The organism is Paraburkholderia tropica (assembly GCF_914484835.1).
Lineage (GTDB): Bacteria > Pseudomonadota > Gammaproteobacteria > Burkholderiales > Burkholderiaceae > Paraburkholderia > Paraburkholderia tropica_A.
Genome location: NZ_CAJZAR010000071.1, coordinates 52710 through 72052 on the forward strand (window position 1 = coordinate 52710; position 19343 = coordinate 72052).

General features: G+C 65.2%; 15 protein-coding genes. 14 read left to right on the plus strand and 1 reads right to left on the minus strand.

Annotated features, from left to right (window positions below; translation table 11 throughout):
- The first annotated feature begins 73 nt into the window (after positions 1-73).
- The 14 genes from ispG (at position 74) to LDO54_RS27400 (ending at position 16611) form a co-directional block, all read left to right on the plus strand.
- On the plus strand, positions 74-1408 hold the full coding sequence (gene ispG, locus LDO54_RS27335; protein WP_224013861.1) for a flavodoxin-dependent (E)-4-hydroxy-3-methylbut-2-enyl-diphosphate synthase: 1335 nt from the start codon (positions 74-76) through the stop codon (positions 1406-1408).
- Positions 1409-1555: 147 nt separating this feature from the next.
- Complete coding sequence (gene hisS / locus LDO54_RS27340) at positions 1556-2893, plus strand: histidine--tRNA ligase (RefSeq protein WP_224013863.1); 1338 nt, start codon at positions 1556-1558, stop codon at positions 2891-2893.
- 133 nt (positions 2894-3026) lie between these two features.
- Positions 3027-3656 (plus strand): tetratricopeptide repeat protein, encoded by a 630-nt coding sequence (locus LDO54_RS27345; protein ID WP_224013865.1) that lies wholly within the window; start codon positions 3027-3029, stop codon positions 3654-3656.
- An 86-nt stretch (positions 3657-3742) separates the two neighbouring features.
- Positions 3743-4888, plus strand: a complete 1146-nt coding sequence (gene bamB, locus LDO54_RS27350; protein ID WP_224013867.1) for an outer membrane protein assembly factor BamB — start codon at positions 3743-3745, stop codon at positions 4886-4888.
- Positions 4889-5376: 488 nt separating this feature from the next.
- On the plus strand, positions 5377-6714 hold the full coding sequence (der, locus tag LDO54_RS27355; RefSeq protein ID WP_065060365.1) for a ribosome biogenesis GTPase Der: 1338 nt from the start codon (positions 5377-5379) through the stop codon (positions 6712-6714).
- Between the two features lie 164 nt (positions 6715-6878).
- Positions 6879-7115, plus strand: a complete 237-nt coding sequence (gene hfq / locus LDO54_RS27360; RefSeq protein ID WP_027814901.1) for an RNA chaperone Hfq — start codon at positions 6879-6881, stop codon at positions 7113-7115.
- 73 nt (positions 7116-7188) lie between these two features.
- Positions 7189-8361: a GTPase HflX gene (hflX, locus tag LDO54_RS27365; protein WP_224013869.1), complete on the plus strand. Its 1173-nt coding sequence runs from the start codon at positions 7189-7191 to the stop codon at positions 8359-8361.
- Between the two features lie 82 nt (positions 8362-8443).
- A complete protein-coding gene (gene hflK / locus LDO54_RS27370; protein WP_224013871.1) occupies positions 8444-9892 on the plus strand; it encodes an FtsH protease activity modulator HflK in 1449 nt (482 codons plus the stop codon).
- 12 nt (positions 9893-9904) lie between these two features.
- Positions 9905-10804 carry a protease modulator HflC gene (gene hflC, locus LDO54_RS27375; RefSeq protein WP_224013873.1) on the plus strand — a complete coding sequence of 300 codons (900 nt, stop codon included), beginning with the start codon at positions 9905-9907 and terminating at the stop codon, positions 10802-10804.
- A gap of 44 nt (positions 10805-10848) precedes the next feature.
- Positions 10849-11040, plus strand: coding sequence for a DUF2065 domain-containing protein (locus LDO54_RS27380; protein ID WP_065060230.1), 192 nt, complete (start codon positions 10849-10851; stop codon positions 11038-11040).
- A gap of 123 nt (positions 11041-11163) precedes the next feature.
- Positions 11164-12315: an ATP phosphoribosyltransferase regulatory subunit gene (locus LDO54_RS27385; RefSeq protein ID WP_224013875.1), complete on the plus strand. Its 1152-nt coding sequence runs from the start codon at positions 11164-11166 to the stop codon at positions 12313-12315.
- Positions 12316-12504: 189 nt separating this feature from the next.
- Positions 12505-13851 (plus strand): adenylosuccinate synthase, encoded by a 1347-nt coding sequence (locus tag LDO54_RS27390; RefSeq protein WP_224013877.1) that lies wholly within the window; start codon positions 12505-12507, stop codon positions 13849-13851.
- Positions 13852-13874: 23 nt separating this feature from the next.
- Entirely contained in the window at positions 13875-14450 is a 576-nt protein-coding gene (locus LDO54_RS27395; protein ID WP_065060227.1) for a phosphoribosyltransferase, read from the plus strand.
- 274 nt (positions 14451-14724) lie between these two features.
- Positions 14725-16611, plus strand: a complete 1887-nt coding sequence (locus LDO54_RS27400) for a potassium transporter Kup (RefSeq protein ID WP_224013879.1) — start codon at positions 14725-14727, stop codon at positions 16609-16611.
- Between the two features lie 121 nt (positions 16612-16732).
- Here LDO54_RS27400 and LDO54_RS27405 read toward each other — a convergent pair whose 3' ends face one another.
- Positions 16733-19078: a Tex family protein gene (locus LDO54_RS27405; RefSeq protein ID WP_224013881.1), complete on the minus strand. Its 2346-nt coding sequence runs from the start codon at positions 19076-19078 to the stop codon at positions 16733-16735.
- Between the last annotated feature and the right edge of the window lie 265 nt (positions 19079-19343).

Genomic DNA, 19343 nt, shown 5'->3' on the forward strand with positions numbered 1-19343 from the left:
GCCGGCCGCGACGCTTTTTCAATTCGCGCGGCGCAGCAGCTGCATGAGCAGCGGCGGTGCGCGCGAGGTGTAAATGGGTTTTTCGATGCAGAGCGAAACGCAATCCTCGTCCAGCAACAGTCAGATCGTGTCCAACGAGCCGATCCTCGGCGGCCACGCGCCGCGCCGCAAGTCGCACGCCGTGCACGTGCGCTGGGGCGGCCAGCTGGTGACGATCGGTGGCGACGCGCCGGTGCGCGTGCAGTCGATGACCAATACCGACACCGCTGACGCGATCGGTACGGCAATCCAGATCAAGGAACTCGCGCAAGCCGGTTCGGAACTCGTGCGCATCACGGTCAACACGCCGGAAGCGGCGGCCGCCGTGCCGCACGTGCGCGACCAGCTCGACCGCATGGGCGTGATGGTGCCGCTGGTCGGCGACTTCCACTACAACGGCCACCTGCTGCTGCGCGATCATCCGGCCTGCGCGGAAGCGCTCTCGAAGTACCGGATCAACCCGGGCAACGTGGGTCAGGGCGCGAAGCGCGACACGCAGTACGCGCAGATGATCGAAGCGGCCATCAAGTACGACAAGCCGGTGCGTATCGGCGTGAACTGGGGCAGCCTGGATCAGGACCTGCTCGCGCGCATGATGGACGAAAACGCGGCGCGCAGCGTGCCGTGGGAAGCGCAAAGCGTGATGTACGAAGCGCTGATCCAGTCGGCCATCGGCTCGGCGGAACGTGCGGTCGAACTCGGCCTCGGCCGCGACAAGATCATCCTGTCGTGCAAGGTCAGCGGCGTGCAGGATCTGATCGCCGTGTACCAGCAGCTCGCGAAGCGTTGCGATTTCGCGCTGCACCTGGGCCTCACGGAAGCGGGCATGGGCTCGAAGGGCATCGTCGCTTCGACGGCGGCGCTGTCGGTGCTGCTGCAACAGGGCATCGGCGACACCATCCGCATCTCGCTCACGCCGGAACCGGGCGGATCGCGCACGGGCGAAGTCGTGGTCGGCCAGGAAATCCTGCAAACGATGGGCCTGCGCTCGTTCACGCCGATGGTCATCGCGTGCCCGGGTTGCGGCCGCACGACCAGCACGCTGTTCCAGGAACTGGCGTCGCAGATCCAGGGCTATCTGCGTGCGCAGATGCCGATCTGGCGCGACGAGTTCCCGGGCGTCGAGACCATGAACGTCGCGGTCATGGGTTGCATCGTCAACGGTCCGGGCGAGTCGAAGCACGCGAACATCGGCATCAGCCTGCCGGGCTCGGGCGAGAACCCGGCCGCGCCGGTTTTCATCGACGGCGAAAAGGTCAAGACGCTGCGCGGCGAGCGCATCGCCGAAGAGTTCCAGCAGATCGTCAGCGACTACGTCGCGCGCAAGTACGGCAAGGCCGAACAAGCGACCCAGGAAGCGGCCCACTAAGGGCAGATTCAGCATCGCGGCGCGCCCCTCGCGGGCGCGCGCCAGACCGCGCCGCGCTCAGCGTCTCACGAGTTTCCACTCGATGAGCCCCGAGCCACCGAGCGAACCGACTGCCAAGCACAACCGAACATCGTCAATCGCAACACCATGAGCGAACAGAAAAGAAAGCCCGAAAAGCTGACCGGCGTGAAGGGCATGAACGACATCCTGCCGCAGGACGCCGCGCTGTGGGACTTCTTCGAAACCACCGTGAAGTCCATGCTCCGTTCGTACGGCTATCAAAATATCCGTACGCCGATCGTCGAGCACACGCAGCTCTTTACGCGCGGTATCGGTGAAGTGACCGACATCGTCGAAAAAGAGATGTACAGCTTCACCGACTCGCTGAACGGCGAGCATCTCACGCTGCGCCCCGAAAACACGGCGGCGGTCGTGCGTGCGTCGATCGAGCACAACATGCTCTACGACGGCCCGAAGCGTCTCTGGTACGTCGGTCCGATGTTCCGTCACGAGCGCCCGCAGCGCGGCCGTTATCGCCAGTTCCACCAGGTCGGCGTGGAAGCCCTCGGCTTCTCGGGCCCGGACGCGGACGCGGAAATCATCCTGATGTGCCAGCGTCTCTGGGACGATCTCGGTTTGACCGGTATCAAGCTTGAGATCAACTCGCTGGGTCTGGCGGAGGAGCGCGCGGCGCATCGCGTCGAGCTCATCAAGTATCTGGAGCAGCACGTCGACCTGCTCGACGAAGACGGCAAGCGCCGCCTGTATACGAACCCGCTGCGCGTGCTCGACACCAAGAATCCCGCGCTGCAGGAAGTCGCGGACAACGCGCCGAAGCTGATCGACTTCCTCGGCGAGCATTCGCGCGCGCACTTCGAGGGTCTGCAACGCATCCTCAAGTCGAACAACATTCCGTTCAAGATCAATCCGCGTCTCGTGCGTGGTCTCGATTATTACAATCTGACCGTGTTCGAGTGGATCACCGACAAGCTCGGCGCGCAGGGTACCGTCGCGGCCGGCGGTCGTTATGACCCGCTGATCGAGCAGCTTGGCGGCAAGCCCACGGCGGCCTGCGGCTGGGCGATGGGCATCGAGCGCATTCTCGAATTGCTCAAGGAAGAAGACCTCGTGCCGGAAGCGGAAGGTTGCGATGTCTACGTCGTGCATCAGGGCGAAGCGGCGCGCGATCAGGCTTTCATCGTCGCGGAACGTCTGCGCGACACGGGCCTCGACGTCATCCTGCATTGCAGCGCGGACGGTCAGGCGGCGAGCTTCAAGTCGCAGATGAAGCGTGCCGACGCAAGCGGCGCGGCGTTCGCCGTGGTGCTCGGCGAGGACGAAGTGGCGAAGGGCGTGGCGGGTGTGAAACCGCTGCGCGGCGTCGCCGCCGATGCCCGCAATGAGCAACAAACGGTAGCGCTTGAGGACTTGACCGAATATCTGATCAATGCGATGGTTGCATCCGCCGAAGACGGCGACGACTGATCGCGACGCTCGAATCAAGATTGGATCAAGACTGGCGGCGTGTCCGCGCTGCACGAAACGCCTGAAAAAACGGCGCGAAATGCGGTGGCGCGCCCCCTAACAGGCTTCAGAAAAAACGAGGAATCGCGACGCGATGAGTTACCACGACGAACAGGAATCGATCGAGAGTTTCAAGGCATGGTGGACGCAGTGGGGTAACGCCGCTACGTGGGTCGTGCTGATCGTACTGCTCGCGCTCGCCGCGTGGAACGGCTGGAACTTCTGGCAGCGCCGCCAGGCGGCCGAGGCCGCCGTGCTGTACGACCAGGTCCAGCAGGCCGTCAACGGCAGCGACAAGGCGCTCATCACGCGCGTCGCGAGCGATATGGAAGACCGCTTCGGCGGCACCGCGTATGCGCAGATGTCGGCGCTCGCGGTGGCGAAGGCGCTCTATATGGCGGGCGACACGGCTGGCGCGAAGGCGCAGCTGCAGTGGGCCGCCGACCATGCGAAGGACGAGGAATTCCGCCAGGTCGCGAAGCTGCGTCTCGCTTCGCTGCTGCTCGACGAAAAGGCCTACGATCAGGGCCTCGCCCTGATTCCGCAGCCGGATGCGGGTCCGTTCAAGGGCGTCGTCGCCGACGGCCGTGGCGACCTGCTCGCGGCAGCGGGCAAGCGCGACGACGCGCGCGCCTCGTACAAGCTCGCGCTCGACACCCTGCCGAAGACCGATGCGTCCGAGCGTCAACTGATCCAGTTCAAGCTCGACGCGCTGGGCGGCTAAGCAAGCGGCGGGCGTGACGCACCGCGTGCGCCGCCCGCGAATCGATTCAACAAATCAACTCAACTCCTTTGATGCTTCGTTCACCGATGAATCTGCTGAAACGAACCGTTGTGCCCGTCGCCTGCGCGATGACCGTCCTTGCTCTGGCGGCCTGCTCATCGACGAAGGACGAGCGCCGCGTGCCGGTGCCGCTGACCGAGTTCAAGCCGGTGCTGGACGTCCAGCAGGTGTGGAAGGCGAGCGTCGGCAAGGCCGGCCGCTACCTGTTCTCGCCGGTCGCCGTCGGCGACGCGGTCTATGCCGCTGGCGCCAACGGTTCGGTCAAGAAGATCGACGCCGCTTCCGGCAAGGAAGTCTGGAGCACGAAGCTCAAGGACGACATTTCGGCGGGCGTCGGCAGCGACGGCAACCTGACGGCCGTCGGCGGCCTGAAGGGCGAAGTCTACGTGCTCGACTCGAACGGCAAGCTCTCGTGGCAAGCCAAGGCGCCGGGCGAAATCATCTCGCCGCCGCTGGTCGGCAACGGTCTCGTGATCGTGCGTACGATCGACGGCCAGATCGTCGCGTTCAATGCGCAGACGGGCGAGCAGAAGTGGCTCTATCGCAACCGCGCGGTGCCGCTGAACCTGCGCGTTTCGGCCGGCATGACCTTCGCGGGTGACCAGGCGGTGCTCGCGGGCTTCCCGGGCGGCGCGTTCGCGGCGATCAACCTGCAAAGCGGCGACGCCTTCTGGGAAACGCCGGTGTCGTATCCGAAGGGCGTGACCGAAGTCGAGCGTATCAACGACGTGAGCGGTCCGCCCACGCTCGTCGGCGCCACGACCTGCGCGGTGACCTTCCAGGGTCAGCTCGGCTGCTTCGACGCCAACTCGGGCCGTGCGATGTGGGAGAAGGCGTTCTCGAGCACGAGCGGTATCGCTCAGGACGACGCCACCGTGGTCGGCGGCGACGACTGGTCGGTCGTGAAGGCGTACAGCGTGTCGACCGGCGCGCAGTCGTGGACCACCGACAAGCTCAAGAATCGCGACGTCAGCGTCCCGGCACTGCTGGGCCACGCGGTCGTGGTGGGCGACTATCAAGGCTACGTGCACTTCCTCTCGCTCGACGACGGCAGCTTCGTCTCGCGCGTGAAGACCGACGGCAGCCCGATCGTTGCCGCTCCGGTGCTCGCGGGCAACACGCTCGTCGTGCAAACGAAGGACGGCGACCTCTACGGTCTGCGTCCGCGTTAAGCGAATCAAGGCGACCGGCGCGCGTCGCCGGCCGCACTGAAGGGGCCGCCCCTGCGGGGTGCGGCCTCTTGCATTTGGTGCGTCACAGCGCCACATGCGGAAATGAAGACGGCGTCCGGGAATGATTCGGCGCGCCGTCGAGCGGGCCGGCACACGCCGGCCGCGCGCATGTCGGCACGGCCCCGCATGACGCCACGCGCGTCGCGCGCAGTCCGGGCCCGGCTGCTGGACCCGGCGAACGCTTCTGAGCGCCGGGCCGGTGTGCCGGGTCGGACTGCGAGGCCGAAGAAGAAAGTCGATCCGGGCCGCCCGAAGCTTCATGCGGCGCATGCCGGGTGCCGACGACCGGTCAATGGCCGCGAGCGTCGGGCCCGGTGCCCATTTCGTGATAATTTGCAACTGATGCAGCCCTGCGGGCTACCTTGCAGGCGCTTGCCGCGCAGCGGGCCGGACGTTCCGGCGCCGCGCCTTACTGTAGAAAAGATCAGATGAAACCCGTTATCGCCCTCGTCGGGCGCCCCAATGTGGGGAAATCCACGCTCTTCAACCGGCTCACGCGTTCGCGCGATGCGCTGGTGGCCGATTTGCCCGGTCTCACGCGCGACCGCCATTACGGCGAGGGGCGAGTGGGCGATCGCGCGTATCTGGTTGTCGACACCGGCGGTTTCGAGCCCGTGGCGAAGGACGGCATCCTGCATGAAATGGCGCGCCAGACGCGTCAGGCCGTGGAAGAAGCCGACATCGTCGTGTTCATCTGCGACGGCCGCAACGGCCTCGCGCCGCAGGACAAGCACATCGCCGATTACCTGCGCAAGACCGGTCGTCCGATCTTCCTCGTGGTCAATAAGGCCGAAGGCATGAAATACAGTGCCGTGGCCGCCGACTTTTACGAACTCGGCCTCGGCGACCCGCGCGCGATTTCGGCCGCGCACGGCGACGGCGTGACGGAAATGATCAACGAGGCGCTCGATCAGGCCTACACCGATCGCCCCGAAGAAGACGAGGACGACGCGAGCAAGCACGGCGTCAAGATCGCCATCGTCGGCCGTCCGAACGTCGGCAAGTCGACGCTCGTGAACACGCTGATCGGCGAAGATCGCGTGATCGCCTTCGACATGCCGGGCACGACGCGCGATTCGATCTATGTGGATTTCGAGCGTAACGGCAAGAAGTACACGCTCATCGATACGGCCGGTTTGCGCCGCCGCGGCAAGGTGTTCGAGGCTATCGAGAAGTTCTCGGTCGTGAAGACGCTGCAGTCGATCGCCGACGCCAACGTGGTGATCCTGCTGCTCGACGCGCATCAGGAAATCTCCGACCAGGACGCGCATATCGCGGGCTTCGTGGTCGAGCAGGGCCGTGCGCTGGTGGTGGGCGTGAACAAGTGGGACGGCATGGACGACCACGCGCGCGACCGCACCAAGCATCACCTGCAACGCAAGCTGAAGTTCCTCGATTTCGCCAAGATGCACTTCATTTCGGCGACGGAAAAATTCGGCATTGGCGCGCTCATGCGTTCGGTGGACGACGCCTACGCCGCCGCGATGGCCAAGCTGCCGACGCCGCGCCTCACGCGCGCGCTGATCGAAGCGGTGGAGTTCCAGCAGCCGCGCCGCCGCGGTCCGGTTCGCCCGAAACTGCGCTACGCGCACCAGGGGGGCCAGAACCCGCCGATCATCGTGATCCACGGCAATGCGCTCGATGCGATTACCGATACTTACAAACGCTATCTGGAAAACCGTTTCCGGGAAACTTTCTCGCTGACGGGGACTCCATTGCGCATAGAGTTTCGTTCCTCGACGAATCCCTACACTGACAAGAGTTGAGCTCCGTTCGCTACCGCGCTTAACCTGGTCGTTCACCGCCCTGGCCGGACGGCCAGTACAGTCGCGGCAGAACGAGAATCAGCTATAGTGTAGCGATTGGCGGCGGATCTCTTTTTCTTCGCCGCCAATTTAAGTTAAACCTGCAAAAAAATACGGAGTTTGCTATGAGCAACAAAGGGCAACTGTTACAAGACCCGTTTCTGAACGCGCTGCGCAAGGAGCACGTGCCTGTTTCGATCTATCTGGTCAACGGCATCAAGCTTCAAGGGAACATTGAATCGTTCGACCAGTACGTCGTGTTGCTCCGTAATACGGTTACGCAAATGGTTTACAAGCACGCCATTTCCACGGTGGTCCCGGCCCGTCCGGTGAACTTCCACCCGGATTCGGAAGCGTCCTGACCTATGACGCGGCCGGTCCGGGGCGCCTCGCTGGCGATCCGGACCGGCCGTTTCCATTTTGACATCAGCTAATTTGATCAACGCCGCACTTGTCGGCATCGACTTCGGCAAGACCGACTTCGAAGCCAGCCTCGAAGAACTCAGCCTGCTCGCCAAAAGCGCGGGCGCCCATCCTGCTGTCACGCTCACCGGGCGTCGCTCCAGCCCCGACGCCGCCATGTTCATCGGCAGCGGCAAGGCCGAGGAACTGCGTCTCGCCTGTGAAGCGAACGACATCGAAATCGTCATCTTCAATCACGCGCTGTCGCCCGCCCAGCAACGTAATCTGGAGCGCGCACTCGGCCGCCGCGTGATCGATCGCACGAGCCTCATCCTCGACATCTTCGCGCAGCGCGCCCGCAGCCACGAAGGCAAGCTGCAGGTCGAACTCGCCCAGCTCCAGTATCTCGCCACGCGCCTCGTGCGCGCCTGGACTCACCTTGAGCGCCAGAAGGGCGGTATCGGTCTGCGCGGGCCGGGTGAAACGCAGCTCGAAACCGACCGCCGGCTGATCGGCGAACGCATCAAGATGCTGCAGGGCAAGCTCGCCAAACTGCGCCGTCAACACGGCACGCAGCGGCGTCAGCGCGAACGCACGCGCACGATGAGCGTGTCGCTCGTCGGCTATACGAACGCGGGCAAGTCCACGCTGTTCAATGCGCTCACGAAGGCGCAGGCCTACGCGGCCGACCAGCTGTTTGCGACGCTCGATACGACCTCGCGGCGCGTCTGGCTCGGCGACGAAGTGGGTCAGATCGTGCTGTCCGACACCGTGGGTTTCATCCGCGAACTGCCTCACCAACTGGTGGCCGCGTTCCGCGCGACGCTGCAGGAAACCGTGCAGGCCGATCTGCTGCTGCACGTGGTGGACGCTTCGAGCGCGGTGCGTCTCGATCAGATCGATCAGGTCAACGAGGTGCTGCACGAGATCGGCGCCGACACGATCCGCCAGGTGCTGGTGTTCAACAAGATCGACGCCGTGCCCGAACTGGCGGCGCGAGGCGGGACGGTCGAGCGGGACGAGTATGGTAATATTTCGCGCGTCTTTTTGAGCGCGCGCACGGGCGTCGGACTGGATGCGCTGCGCGCCGCCATCGCCGAAATCGCGACCGCCGATTCGCTTGCCGAGGCGTCGCAGCCCCCGGCCGCAGCCGACTGGAATGCGCTGCCGCACGAACCCAGCAGAGAAGCCGAGCACGGCCGCTGAGCGGTCCGTGGGGCGCCCGTGCGGCGCCCGGCGGTTTCTCCCACGCACATGACCCGCTGTCTACTCTGGTGAACGAACTCAGGTGAACGATTACAACAAGCGGACTGGCTGGCAGCGCCCCCGCGCCATTTTCTCGCTGAACGACCCGCGTTGGGGCCGTGGCGAAGGCAATGGCCAGCGCACGGAAGACACCCGGCGCCCGTCGGGCAATAACGGCAACAACGGTGGCGGCAAGGGCGACGGCCCGCCCGACCTCGACGAAATGTGGCGTGATTTCAATCGCCGTCTGTCGTCGCTGTTCGGCAAGAAGGGCAAGGGCCCCGGCGGCATCGGTCCGCGCCCGGACAACGGTCACGGCGCGCGCATTGGCGTGGGCATCGTGCTCGGCGTGCTGATCGCCATCTACGTGGGCAGCGGCGTGTTCGTGGTCCAGGACGGCCAGGCCGGCGTCGTGCTGCAATTCGGCCAGTATCGCCACACGGTGGGTCAGGGCGTGCACTGGCGCCTGCCGTTCCCGTTCCAGACGCATGAAATCGTCAACGTCGGCCAGATCCGCAGCGTCGAGATCGGCCGCAATAATCTCGTGCGTCCGTCGAACGTGAAGGACGCCTCGGTGCTCACGCACGACGGCGACATCCTCGACGTGCGCTTCACCGTGCAATACCAGGTCAAGCAGCCGACCGACTACCTGTTCCGCAGCGCCGATCCCGATCTGACCGTGAGCCAGGCCGCGCAGGCGGCGGTGCGCACGGTGGTGGGCGCGCGTAGCACCAACGATCTGCTTTACGCCGACCGCGAGCCGATCCGCGCGCAACTGGCCGACACCATTCAACACGCGCTCGACGAATACAAAACCGGTCTCGGCGTGACGGGCGTGACGATCCAGAGCGTCACCGCACCCGACCAGGTGCAGGCCGCGTTCGACGACGAAGCGAAGGCGCATCAGGACCGCGAGCGTGCGAAGCGCGACGCCCAGGCTTACGCCGATCAACTGCTGCCGCGTGCGCAAGCCGACGGCGCGCGTCTGATCGACGACGCCAAGGCCTACAGCGACCGCGTGGTCGCGCAGGCGCAGGGCGACGCCCAGCGTTTCAACAGCGTCTACGAGCAATACGCGAAGGCGCCGGCCGTGATTCGCGAGCGCATGTACCTGGACACGATGCAACAGATCTACTCGAATGCGACGAAGGTGTTCGTCGACAGCAAGTCGGGCAACAACGTGATCTATTTGCCGCTCGACAAGCTCGTCGAAGCGACGCGTCAGCGTGCCGCCGCAGCGGCGGGTGCGTCGTCCGCGCCCGCGGTCACGGCGCCGAATGCCGCCTCGGCACCCGATGCGAACGGCGCCGCCGCGCCGGCCACGAGCAGCGACACGCAGTCGCAGGGCGCGCAGCCGCCGAGCGCACCGCAAGGCGCCCAGCAGAGCGCGGCGCCCGCACCTTCGGCCAGCGACGCCGCGCAAGCGGCCAGCGATGCCTTCCGTTCGCGCGACGCCCTGCGTTCGCGCGGCCGCGAAGACGACGTGCAATAACGGAGCGCCGATATGAACAAGATCATTGCGTTCGTCGTCGCCTTCGTGGTGGTGGTGCTGCTGGCTTCGTCGTCGGTGTTCGTCGTCGATCCGCGTCACGTGGCCGTGCTGTCCTCGTCGGGCGGCTCGAAGGCCACGCTCGCGGAGCCGGGCCTGCACGTGAAGCTGCCGCCGCCGTTCCAGACCGCGACGTTCATCGATACCCGCATTCAGGCATTCGACGCGCCTGACGCCGATCGCTACACGACGTCGGACAAGTCAGAATTGCTCGTCAATCCGATCGTGCGCTATCGCGTGGCCGATCCGCTCAAGCTGTTCGCCGCCACCAAGGGCGACGCGCAGACGCTTGCCGACCGGCTCGCTTCGCTGTCGCGCGACGCACTCGGCGACGCCTTCTCGAAGGTTTCGCTGTCCGACGCGCTCCAGCAACAGGAAGCCATCGCCCACGCCGCGCGCGACGAACTCAAGACGGCCGCCGCGCCGCTCGGCATCGACGTGGTCGATATCGAGCTCACGCGCATCGACTATCCGGCGGAAGTCGCCAATGGCGTCTACAAGCGCATGAGCGCCGCGCGCGAGCAGGCCGCGGCCGACCAGCGCGCGAAGGGCGCCGCCGAAGCGCAGCAGATCAAGGACGACGCCGAGCGCAAGCAGCAGGCCGCGGTCGCCGACGCGTACAGCCAGGCGCAGGCCATCAAGGGCGAAGGCGACGGCAAGGCCGCCGCGATCGCTGCGCAGGCCTACGGCCGCGACCCGGACTTCTATCGCTTCTACCAGAGCATGCAGGCGTACCGCGCGAGCTTCAAGCCGGGCGACGTGGTCGTGGTCGACTCGTCGAGCGACTTCTTCCGCTTCATGCGCAGTCCGAACGGAGACGCGCCGCAGGCTCCCGCCGCGCCGCGCAAACACTAAATTGAGACACGGGCGCCGCGCGTGTGCGCGGCGCTATTTCCCGCATGGACATAGCCGGTTCCCTGTTGCTCGCGATCGCACTGATGCTGATTATCGAGGGCATGTTCCCGTTCGTCTTTCCGACGGCGTGGCGCGACACATTTCGTAGAATTGCGGAACGGCCGCCGCATCACATCAGGATCGGCGGATTGATCGTGATGGCGCTCGGCCTCGTGCTGCTGATGCTTGCCACCTGAATTCAAGGCGCGTGCCGCGAGGGGCGCGCCGTTTCTATCGTCCGGTCCGTTCATGGCCCGAGTGAGGCGCGCGTTCGCGCGCGCCGCCGGCCTGCGTGGCCCTTTTTGTCGTAGGACTCACCGATGTCGACCTGGTTACTTCCCGAGAATATCGCCGACGTGCTGCCGTCCGAGGCGCGCAAGATCGAAGAACTGCGCCGCCGCCTGCTGGACCGCTTCCGCGCCTATGGCTACGAAATGGTCATGCCGCCGCTGCTCGAATACCTCGAGTCGCTGCTCGTCGGCAGCGGGCGCGATCTGAATCTGCGCACCTTCAAGCTCGTCGACCAACTCTCGGGCCGCACGCTCGGCCTGCGCGCCGACATGACGCCGCAGGTCGCGCGCATCGACGCGCATCTGCTGAACCGTCAGGGTGTGACGCGCCTGTGCTACGCGGGCAACGTGCTGCACACGCTGCCGCGCGGTCTGCACGCCACACGCGAGCAGATCCAGATCGGCGCTGAAATCTACGGCCACGCCGGCCTCGAAGCCGACCTCGAAATCCAGCAGCTGATGCTCGACGCGCTGCGCCTCGCGGGTCTCACGCAGGTGCGCCTCGACCTCTCGCACGCGGGCGTGCTCGCGGCGATCTTCGAAGCCGATCCCGCGGCCGCCGCGCTCGGCGACGCTTTGTATGAAGCGCTCGCAGGAAAGGACGTGCCGCGTCTGGCCGAACTCACGGCGAACCTCGCGCCGGTCACGCGCGACGCACTGCGCGCGCTGCCGACGCTGTACGGCGACGCGAGCGTGATCGACGAAGCCCGCAAGCGTCTGCCGGCGCTGCCCGGCATCGCGCGCGCGCTCGACGACCTGGCGTTCCTCGTCGGCAAGATCGAGGGTGCGGAACTGGCGGTCGATCTCGCCGATCTGGGCGGTTACGCGTATCACAGCGGCGTGATGTTCTCGGCTTACGTCGACGGCGTGCCGAACGCAGTTGCGCGCGGCGGCCGTTACGACAAGGTCGGCGAGGCCTATGGCCGCGCCCGCGCGGCAACGGGTTTCTCGCTCGATCTGCGCGAAGTGGCGCGGATTTCGCCGGTCGAAGCGCGCAGCAGCGCGATCCTCGCGCCGTGGAAGCACGACGAGGCGCTGCGCGCCGCCGTCGCGGCCCTGCGCGACGCGGGCGAAGTCGTCATCCAGGCGCTGCCGGGTCACGATCACGACATGGACGAGTTCGCCTGCGACCGCACGCTGGTCGAGCGCGACGGCGTGTGGGTGGTCGAAGCGCGCGCATAAGCGGGCGTACGCCGGACACAAAACGGCCACAAAGCGGGCATCGAACCACGCCCGGCGCACGCGCCGGGCAGGGCGTCTCGCAGCGCATGCCGTTGAGTGCAAAAGGAAATTCCTGGAATTTCGGGAAAAAAAGGCGGTCTTGTCGCCGAACCCAGGTAGAATACGTTTTTAACCAGCTAACGAAACACCATGTCTGCCAGCGCAGTGAATGTAACCCCGGGACGCAACGTCGTCGTCGTGGGCACCCAATGGGGCGATGAAGGCAAGGGCAAGATCGTCGACTGGCTGACGGACCACGCGCAAGGCGTGGTGCGTTTCCAGGGCGGTCACAACGCCGGCCACACTCTCATCATCGGCGGTAAGAAGACCATTCTCCGACTGATCCCGTCGGGCATCATGCGCGCCGGCGTCGCCTGCTACATCGGCAACGGCGTGGTGCTGTCGCCCGAAGCCCTGTTCAAGGAAATCGGCGAGCTGGAAGAAGCGGGCATCGACGTTCAGAAGCGCCTCTTCATCTCCGAAGCCACCACGCTCATCCTCCCGTACCACATTGCCATCGACCAGGCGCGCGAAGCCAAGCGCGGCGCCGCGAAGATCGGCACGACCGGCCGTGGCATCGGCCCGGCGTACGAGGACAAGGTCGCGCGCCGCGGTCTGCGCGTGCAGGATCTGTTCGAGCCGGAAACGTTCGCCGCGCGCCTGCGCGAGAACCTCGACTACCACAACTTCGTGCTCACCCAGTACCTGGGCGCGCCGGCCGTGGACTATCAGCAGACGCTCGACACGATGCTGTCGTACGCCGAACGCCTGAAGCCGATGGTCACGGACGTTTCGCGTCGTCTGTACGACGTGAACAACGAAGGCAGCAACCTGCTGTTCGAAGGCGCGCAAGGCACGCTGCTCGACATCGACCACGGCACCTATCCGTTCGTCACGTCGAGCAACTGCGTCGCAGGTGCGGCTTCGGCAGGCGCGGGCGTGGGTCCGCAAAAGCTCAACTACGTGCTCGGCATCACCAAAGCGTACTGCACGCGCGTCGGTTCGGGTCCGTTCCCGAGCGAACTGTATGACGCCGACAACGCTGACCGCCAGGAAGAAGTGGGCCTCACGCTCGCGAAGGTCGGCAAGGAATTCGGTTCGGTCACGGGCCGTCCGCGCCGCACCGGCTGGCTCGACGCCGCTGCGCTGCGCCGCTCGATCCAGATCAACGGTGTGACGGGCCTGTGCATCACCAAGCTCGACGTGCTCGACGGCCTCGAAGAAGTGAAGCTCTGCGTCGGCTACAAGGTCGACGGCCAGGACGTGGACATTCTGCCGCGCGGCGCCTCGCAAGTGGCGGCTTGCGAGCCGGTCTACGAGACCTTCGCGGGCTGGAAGGAAAGCACCATCGGCATCACGCAGTTCGATGCGCTGCCGCAGAGCGCGCAGGCATACCTGAAGCGTGTGCAGGAAGTCGCCGGCGTGCCGATCGACATGGTCTCGACCGGCCCGGATCGCGACGAAACGATCCTGCTGCGTCATCCGTTCAAGGTCTAAGTGGCAAGAAGGTAGAAGCAAAAATGATTCAAATGATGGACCCGCGCAACGACGACAAGAACCTGTGGGTCGGCTGGGACGAATACCACCGGCTGATCGAAATGCTCGCGCTTCAGGTGCATGAATCGCGCTGGAAATTCGATCAGATCCTGTGTCTCGCGCGCGGCGGCCTGCGCGTGGGCGACCAGCTCTCGCGCATCTACGATCTGCCGCTGGCGATTCTCGCGACCAGCTCGTACCGCGAAGCAGCGGGCACGGAGCAGGGCGACCTCGACATCGCGCAGTACATCACGATGACGCGCGGTCACCTCGAAGGCAACGTGCTGCTGGTCGACGACCTCGTCGACTCGGGCGTCACGCTCGCGCGCGTGCAGGATCACCTGAAGGAGCGTTATCCGGCGGTGACCGGCGTGCGCTCGGCGGTGCTCTGGTACAAGGGCTGCTCGAAGGTGAAGCCGGACTATTTCGTCCAGCATCTGCCGACGAATCCCTGGATTCACCAGCCGTTCGAGGAGTGGGACACGGTGCGTCCGCACAACCTCGGCGCGTGGATCAAGCGCGGCCTGCAACAAGCCCAGCAGCAGAACTCGCAGGGTTGAGCGCGTTGGCGCGCCGCTGCGGCCCACGGGTCTGCGCGGCGCGGCCAGGCCATGAACGGAGCCTTTCGAGGCTCCGTTTTTTTTGCTGTCGCGGTGCGCTCCGATGGGCCAGTTCGCCCGCCGGGGCGCAGACGGCAGACTGCTGCAAAGCGCGAATGCTAAACTGCGCGGGGACAAGAGTACGTCGCGGGGTCGCAACGTGTACTCTGGTTCCACCCGCAGCCGGTTTAGAATAGCGCTCGAATTTTTCCGCCTCAAACGGATCTCTGCGTATATGACAACTAGCACGCACGTGGCAAAACAGCCGCTACCTTCCCTGGCCGTAGCGGCCATCGGCGTGGTGTTCGGCGATATCGGCACGAGCCCGCTGTACTCCCTGAAAGAGGCGTTCAGCCCTTCTCACGGCATTCCGCTTACCAACACGTCCATCCTTGGCGTCATCTCGCTGCTGTTCTGGGCGATCATGATCGTCGTCAGCGTCAAATACGTCCTCATCGTGATGCGCGCCGATAACAACGGCGAAGGCGGCGTGCTCGCGCTCATGGCGCTCGCGCTGCGCTCGCTCGACCGCAAGAGCCGCTCGGTCGTGGTGCTCACGGCGCTGGGCATCTTCGGCGCCTGCATGTTCTACGGCGATGCGGTGATCACGCCGGCCATCTCGGTGATGTCGGCGGTCGAAGGTCTGGAGATTGCCGCGCCCAAGCTCGCGCATCTCGTGCTGCCGCTGACGATGGTGATCCTGATCGCGCTGTTCTGGATCCAGCGCCACGGCACCGCGCTCGTCGGCCGCCTGTTCGGGCCGATCATGGTGATCTGGTTCATCACCATCGCCGTGCTCGGCGCCGCGCGCATCGTGCAGCAGCCGGGCGTGATCGCGGCGCTCAATCCGTACTACGCCATCTCGTTCATGAGCGCGCACCTGCTGCAGGCCTACGTGGTGCTCGGCTCGGTCGTGCTGGTGCTGACCGGCGCGGAAGCGCTCTACGCCGACATGGGCCACTTCGGCGCGAAGCCCATCCGCTGCGCGTGGTACGGCCTCGTGATGCCTTCGCTGGTGATCAACTACTTCGGTCAGGGCGCGCTGCTGATGCAGGATCATCGTGCGATCGAAAATCCGTTCTTCCTGCTGGCGCCGGACTGGGCGCTCTTGCCGCTCGTCGTGCTCTCGACGATCGCCACGGTGATCGCTTCGCAAGCCGTGATCTCGGGCGCGTACTCGCTGACGAGCCAGGCGATCCTGCTGGGCTACGTGCCGCGTATGAAGGTGCTGCACACGTCGGATCTCGCCATCGGCCAGATCTATGTGCCGGTCGTGAACTGGATGCTGCTGTTCATCATTCTGTGCATCGTGGTGGGCTTCAAGAGCTCCGATAACCTCGCCGCCGCGTACGGCATCGCCGTGACCGCGACCATGGTGATGACCACGATCCTCGTGAGCGTCGTGATGACGAAGCTGTGGAAGTGGAACAAGTGGCTGGTCGGGCTCATCATCGCGGGCTTGCTGATCATCGACCTCGGCTTCTTCGGCGCGAATCTGCTCAAGGTCGAAGAGGGTGGCTGGCTGCCGCTCGGCATCGGTGCGCTGCTGTTCTTCCTGCTGATGACGTGGTTCAAAGGCCGCATGATCGTGAAGGAGCGCACGGCCGCCGACGGCATTCCGCTGATGCCGTTCCTGCAAGGCCTGCTCGCGCATCCGCCGCATCGTGTTTCCGGCACCGCGATCTATCTCACGGGCAGCGACACGCTCGTGCCGGTGAGCCTGCTGCATAACCTGAAGCACAACAAGGTGCTGCACGAACGCACGATTTTCCTCACGTTCAAGATTCGCGATATTCCGTACGTGTCGAACGCGGAGCGCGTGAGCGTGAAGGATATCGGCGGCGGTCTCTATCTCGTGAAGGCCGATTACGGCTTCAACGAAACGCCGGACGTGAAGGCCGTGCTCGAGGAGATTGGGCGTATCGAAGGCATGTCGTTCGAGATGATGGACACGTCGTTCTTCCTCGCGCGCGAGACGGTGGTGCCGACGCAATTGCCGGGCATGTCGATCTTCCGCGAGCGCGTGTTCGCGTGGATGCACCAGAATGCCGCGAAGCCGACCGACTTCTTCAGCATTCCCGCGAATCGCGTGGTGGAACTGGGGACGAAGATCGAGATTTGATCGTCAGCTTCAAGATGCAAAAAAGCCGCCCTTGGGCGGCTTTTTTGTTGCACTTGGATTGCGCGGTTCACGCGCGGCGCGGGCTAGCATGGTGTGCGGCCCGCGCCGCGTGCGGCCTACGTTAGCGCTTGAGCTTCGCAAACGCCGCAGCCATCGCGTTCACCGGCTCCTCGCCGCGCGAACGCTGACCGCCGCGATTGGCGTTGCCGCCGCGATCATTGCGATCACGACTGCCGCCATTGCCCGCGCCGCCACCGGCGCGCTGCGCCGCGCTTGCGGGATCGTCGTCCATACGCATCGTGAGCGCGATGCGCTGACGCTTCACGTCGACGTCGAGCACCTTCACCTTCACGACCTGACCGGCCTTCACGACTTCGTGCGGATCCTTGATGAACTTCGTCGACAGCGCCGAGACGTGCACGAGACCGTCCTGATGCACGCCCACGTCGATGAACGCGCCAAACGCCGCCACGTTGGTCACGACGCCTTCGAGCACCATGCCCGGCACGAGATCCGAGACCTTCTCGACGCCATCGCGGAACGTTGCCGTCTTGAACTCGGGACGCGGATCGCGGCCCGGCTTTTCGAGCTCGGAGAGAATGTCGCGCACGGTCGGCAGACCAAATCGCTCATCGACGAATTCAGCGGGCGAGAGACCCGACAGCGCCTCGCGGCTACCGAGCACGTCGCCGATATTGCGCTGAATCTTCGCGAGCATGCGCTCGACGACCGGATACGCTTCCGGGTGCACCGACGAACGGTCGAGCGGATTCTCGCCGCTGTTGATGCGCAGGAAGCCTGCGGCCTGTTCGAAGGTCTTGTCGCCGAGACGCGGCACCTTCTTCAGATGCTCGCGCGAGGGGAACGGACCGTTCGCATCGCGGTAATCGACGATATTGCGCGCGAGCGTCGAGTTCAGGCCCGACACGCGCGCGAGCAGCGCAACCGAAGCCGTATTCGCATCGACGCCCACCGCGTTCACGCAGTCCTCGACCACGGCATCGAGCGAACGCGCGAGTTCGCGCTGGTTCACGTCGTGCTGATACTGGCCGACGCCGATCGCCTTCGGCTCGATCTTCACGAGTTCGGCGAGCGGGTCTTGCAGACGACGCGCGATCGACACGGCGCCGCGCAGCGATACGTCCAGTTCCGGGAATTCCTTCGCCGCTAGTTCGGACGCCGAATAAACCGACGCCCCGGCTTCGGACACGACGATCTTCTGCAGCTTCAGTTCAGGATGCTTCGCGATCAGTTCGCTCGCGAGCTTGTCGGTTTCGCGCGATGCCGTGCCGTTACCGATGCTGACGAGTTCGGCCTGCGTTTGCGCGGCGATGCGCGCGAGCTTCGCGAGCGAGCCGTCCCAGTCGCGGCGCGGTTCGTGCGGGTAAATCGTGTCGGTCGCGAGCAGCTTGCCCGTGCGATCGACCACGGCCACCTTCACGCCCGTGCGCAGACCCGGATCGAGGCCGATCACAGCCTTCGGACCGGCCGGCGCGGCGAGCAGCAGATCCTTGAGGTTGCGCGCGAACACGCGGATCGCCTCGGTCTCGGCCAGCTCGCGCAGATTCGTGAGCAGTTCGTTTTCGAGGTGCGGCTGCACCTTCACGCGCCAGCACCAGCGGCACACGTCGGCGAGCCACTTGTCGGCGGGGCGGCCCAGATTCGCGATGTTGAAGTGGCGCGCGATATGGCCTTCGCCCGGATGCGGCGTCTGCGTGTCGAGTTCGCCGCCGAGGCCCAGCTTGACCATCAGCACGCCCGCGTTACGGCCGCGGAACAGCGCGAGCGCGCGGTGCGACGGTACGGTCTTGATGGTCTCGGAGTAGTCGTAGTAGTCGCGGAACTTCTCGCCTTCCTCTTTTTCCTTGCCTTCGATCACGGTCGACGTCACCACGCCCTGGTTTTGCAGCCAGTCGCGCAGCTTGCCGAGCAGTTCGGCCGTTTCGCCGAATTGTTCGGAGAGGATGTCGCGCGCGCCGTCGAGCGCGGCCTTCACGTCGGCGACGCCTTTCTCCGCGTCCACGTACTGCGCGGCTTCCGTCTGCGGATCGAGCAGCGGATTGGCGAGCAGCGCGTCGGCGAGCGGCTGAAGGCCGGCTTCGCGGGCGATCTGCGCGCGCGTGCGGCGCTTGGGCTTGTACGGCAGATAGAGGTCTTCGAGAACCTGCTTGCTGTCCGCGGTCTCGATGGCGGTGCGCAGTTCGTCGGTGAGCTTGCCTTGCTCGTCGATGCTCGCGAGGATCGTGGCGCGGCGTTCTTCGAGTTCGCGCAGATACAGCAGACGCTCTTCGAGCGTGCGCAGCTGGGTGTCGTCGAGATTGTCCGTGACTTCCTTGCGGTAGCGGGCGATGAACGGAACGGTCGCTCCTTCGTCGAGAAGCTGGACGGCGGCCGCCACCTGGCGCGGTTGAACGCTCAGTTCAGTGGCGATACGCTGGACGATCTTGAGTGCTACGGTTTCCGTCATAGGGTCTGGATATTCCTGCGAGGATCGGTTTGCAGTCCGGTTTTCGGTCCGACGACCGGGCGGAGCGCACCCGCGAGGGAACGCCCGCTGGCCGGTGGAGCGGGGCATTTTGCCATAAATGGCCGGGCGCTCGAGTCGGGGGGTGTTAGAATTTCCCCCATGTTCCGCTGCCCTCAGAAGACGTTGATCCCATCCCGTTTGTCACCTGTCCGGTCCGTTGCGCGCGAAGGCGCTGCATGGCGGACCTCCGCCCGCGCGGCGGTTT

Bases quoted from the DNA above. Each gene is read 5' to 3' on its own strand.
- LDO54_RS27380 (WP_065060230.1), top strand. From the start codon at position 10,849: ATGGACATAGCCGGTTCCCTGTTGCTCGCGATCGCACTGATGCTGATT.
- LDO54_RS27345 (WP_224013865.1), top strand. From the start codon at position 3,027: ATGAGTTACCACGACGAACAGGAATCGATCGAGAGTTTCAAGGCATGG.
- der (WP_065060365.1), top strand. From the start codon at position 5,377: ATGAAACCCGTTATCGCCCTCGTCGGGCGCCCCAATGTGGGGAAATCC.
- LDO54_RS27400 (WP_224013879.1), top strand. From the start codon at position 14,725: ATGACAACTAGCACGCACGTGGCAAAACAGCCGCTACCTTCCCTGGCC.
- hflC (WP_224013873.1), top strand. From the start codon at position 9,905: ATGAACAAGATCATTGCGTTCGTCGTCGCCTTCGTGGTGGTGGTGCTG.
- LDO54_RS27395 (WP_065060227.1), top strand. From the start codon at position 13,875: ATGATTCAAATGATGGACCCGCGCAACGACGACAAGAACCTGTGGGTC.
- LDO54_RS27405 (WP_224013881.1), bottom strand. From the start codon at position 19,078: ATGACGGAAACCGTAGCACTCAAGATCGTCCAGCGTATCGCCACTGAA.
- ispG (WP_224013861.1), top strand. From the start codon at position 74: ATGGGTTTTTCGATGCAGAGCGAAACGCAATCCTCGTCCAGCAACAGT.
- LDO54_RS27385 (WP_224013875.1), top strand. From the start codon at position 11,164: ATGTCGACCTGGTTACTTCCCGAGAATATCGCCGACGTGCTGCCGTCC.
- hfq (WP_027814901.1), top strand. From the start codon at position 6,879: ATGAGCAACAAAGGGCAACTGTTACAAGACCCGTTTCTGAACGCGCTG.
- hisS (WP_224013863.1), top strand. From the start codon at position 1,556: ATGAGCGAACAGAAAAGAAAGCCCGAAAAGCTGACCGGCGTGAAGGGC.
- bamB (WP_224013867.1), top strand. From the start codon at position 3,743: ATGAATCTGCTGAAACGAACCGTTGTGCCCGTCGCCTGCGCGATGACC.
- LDO54_RS27390 (WP_224013877.1), top strand. From the start codon at position 12,505: ATGTCTGCCAGCGCAGTGAATGTAACCCCGGGACGCAACGTCGTCGTC.